Consider the following 2,584-nt stretch of genomic DNA (forward strand, 5'->3'; position numbering starts at 1 on the left):
GATCGAGCTCGATCGCCCGGTCGTAGTCTTGAATGGCACGACTGTACTCTCCCGCATCGCGAAAGCTGTTTCCTCGAGCGACGTAGGCTAGAGCGTCGTCGGGGGTTAGTTCCAAGGCACGATCGAAGTCCGCCATCGCCCCAGCGCGATCGCCGAGTTGAAATCGGGCTTTACCGCGATTGCGATAGGCGAAAGCATCGTCGGGATTCAGGCTCAGGGCGCGGTTGAAATCTTGGAGGGCGTCTTTCGTCTTCCCGAGTTTCACGTAGAGGATACCGCGACAGCAGTAGGCGCGGGCGTCGTTTTCGTCGGCTTGCAACGCCCAATTGAGGTCTTGCAACACGCTGCGGGTGTCTCCCTTCTGTACGCGATCGAGGAGTTCTTTGTAATAGTCTCCCACCGAGGGAATCGGCGACAACGTTGGCGTTTCGGCGGCTTTAGCGGGTTGGGGCGGTTGCAGTTCCCGCACGCGATCGAGACAGCGCTGACAGTTTTCCTTATCCTTGAGATCGAGATAGAGTTGCGCCGCCCGTTTGAAGCTTTCGATCGCCCCCCGACGGTCGGCCAGTTTGCTGCAAATCCTGCCTCGTAACTGATGCGTTGCGGCGTGGCTGTCGTCGAGTTCGAGAGCGCGATCGACGTCCGCTAGCGCACCGGGAAAGTTTTTCAACGCCAACCGCACGATCGCCCGTCCGTACCAGGCACTTCGCAGCGTCGGATCGAGGTCGAGGGCGCGGGTATAGTCGGAAATGGCATCGTGCGATCGTCCCGCCTCGAAATACGCCCGTCCCCGGCGATCGTAAGCCAGCGCAAAAGTCGGATCGCCATTGAGGGCAGTCGTCAACGCAGCGATCGCACTGACGTAATCCCCTTCTCGGATACATTGCACTCCGCGATCGAACCACTCCTGTTCCATCATCGAAAAACCCCAATCAACCTACCAACATTGTATTTTTTGCGCACTCGTGCCGTCAGGTCGAGCGGTCGGTTGCGCGATCGAGTACCCTAGAGAGCGTCGGACTTGCAGAAACGCACGAGCGCAATGTTGCAATTTTTCGCGGCCGTTTGGCTGAGCTTGAACCTGTGGACGGGAATGCCGATGGCGCAAGCCGTATTGTATCCCCCCGCCCTGTCTTACAGCGAAGCCGAGTTGGTCGATCGCGACTTCTCCGAACAGCAACTGGCCTCGGCAGAATTTGCTGGATGCACCATGCGAGGGGTTAAATTCAACCGCGCCGACTTACGGGGAGCGATTTTCAGTGTCTCGTGGATGACCGACGTAGATTTTCGCGAGGCAGATTTGAGTAACGCGATGCTCGACCAAGTTACCTTTGTCGATACCGACCTACGCAACGCACAGTTAACCGATACGATTTTACTGCGATCGACTTTTGAGAACGTGCAGATCGACGGTGCCGATTTCACGGGTGCGATTTTAGACGGCGCTCAAGTCAAACAACTCTGTCGCCGTGCTGAAGGCATCAATCCCACCACGGGCATCGCCACCCGAGATTCTCTCTACTGTCCGTAAGTATTGCACTGGCCTGGAAGGAGGCGTCGCTAGCGACTGAGTTTGAGCGGCGTGACGGGAACGTCTTCCCACGAGTCCACGGTTCGCAAGCGTGCCACCCAACCTTCGGCTTTTTGGCGGTCGTCGAGGTTGTCTTGAAAGGATTTGAGGCAGTCTCGCGCTTGTTCTTCGTTGCAACTGGCGATGCAAGCGTGAACCATTCCAGTGGGATCGAGTTGTTCGCAGACCCAAACGGATGTCATCAGCGTGTTTCCCGTATTGTGTACGTTTTCATTTTAAGGAATCGAGACGGTGGTTCCTCCACGAAAAAACCCCAACTGGTTGAAAGTTGAGGGGCTTGAATTAAGAAAATTGCAGAAATGCCGTTCGGCGATCGCCTAACCGACGATGGCAGAGGTCGATTCGATGGGGAATCCGTTCGCTTGCCAACCGGCGAGTCCGCCTGCGAGTTCGGCTACGTTTTGATATCCGGCCTCGCGAAGCATCGATGCAGCCTCGGCCGTTTCGTCGTCCGTCGCACCGTAGATGTAGATGTCTCGCATCAGTTCGAGGTTGGCTAAGGCGCGATCGACCAGTTCGGCTTGAGTTAGGGAAATTGCCCCTTGGATATGGCAGGCGTTAAACGTAGTGCGATCGCGCACGTCGATAATCGTCAGCGCCGGTTCGCCCCAATCGAGGCGGCTTTTTAAATCGTGGGCGCTGGATTTGCTTTTCAAGCTTGCAGGAGTAGGAATCATAGGAGCGATAGATTGAATGGGTTGAAACAACGATGTAGACCTTATAGCTCCCAATGTAACGACTTTTTTAAAAAATGCAAATTTTTGTTTAGAAAGTATTGACGAATACATTTAGATGCATTATGCATTTTTTGCTAAAAATGGGCTGATTTGAGCGTTCTTTGAGAATTAAGCCTCTATCCAGATTCTTCGCAGTACTCCAGCCATAGCTGAAAGCTTGGCTGGTGGTGTAGCGAAGTGCGACCGAGGGGAGTAACCTACAAAAGATTTGCTACAGTTTAGATATGCTAAACATGACGTGGGAATTTAAGCTAGA

At 54.3% G+C, this 2,584-nt stretch carries 4 protein-coding genes; 1 reads left to right on the forward strand and 3 read right to left on the reverse strand.

Going from position 1 to position 2,584, the window contains the following annotated elements; genetic code table 11:
- Window positions 1–919: tetratricopeptide repeat protein (locus POG22_RS17215; RefSeq protein ID WP_498906595.1), on the reverse strand; the 919-nt coding region annotated here is incomplete at its 3' end.
- A gap of 123 nt (window positions 920–1,042) precedes the next feature.
- On the opposite strand from POG22_RS17215, the gene POG22_RS17220 reads away from it, so the two are divergent.
- A complete protein-coding gene (locus POG22_RS17220) occupies window positions 1,043–1,531 on the forward strand; it encodes a pentapeptide repeat-containing protein (protein ID WP_498906596.1) in 489 nt (162 codons plus the stop codon).
- A 29-nt stretch (window positions 1,532–1,560) separates the two neighbouring features.
- Here the strand turns inward: POG22_RS17220 and POG22_RS17225 are convergent, their stop codons facing one another.
- Together POG22_RS17225 and POG22_RS17230 are read right to left on the reverse strand one after the other, a co-directional pair.
- On the reverse strand, window positions 1,561–1,773 hold the full coding sequence (locus POG22_RS17225; RefSeq protein WP_498906597.1) for a glycogen debranching protein: 213 nt from the start codon (window positions 1,771–1,773) through the stop codon (window positions 1,561–1,563).
- Window positions 1,774–1,908: 135 nt separating this feature from the next.
- The gene (locus POG22_RS17230) at window positions 1,909–2,268 is read right to left on the reverse strand and encodes a rhodanese-like domain-containing protein (protein WP_498906598.1); all 360 of its coding nucleotides are present in this window, start codon (window positions 2,266–2,268) and stop codon (window positions 1,909–1,911) included.
- Between the last annotated feature and the right edge of the window lie 316 nt (window positions 2,269–2,584).

The organism is Geitlerinema sp. CS-897 (assembly GCF_028368005.1).
Taxonomy (GTDB): Bacteria; Cyanobacteriota; Cyanobacteriia; order Cyanobacteriales; family Geitlerinemataceae; genus Baaleninema; species Baaleninema simplex.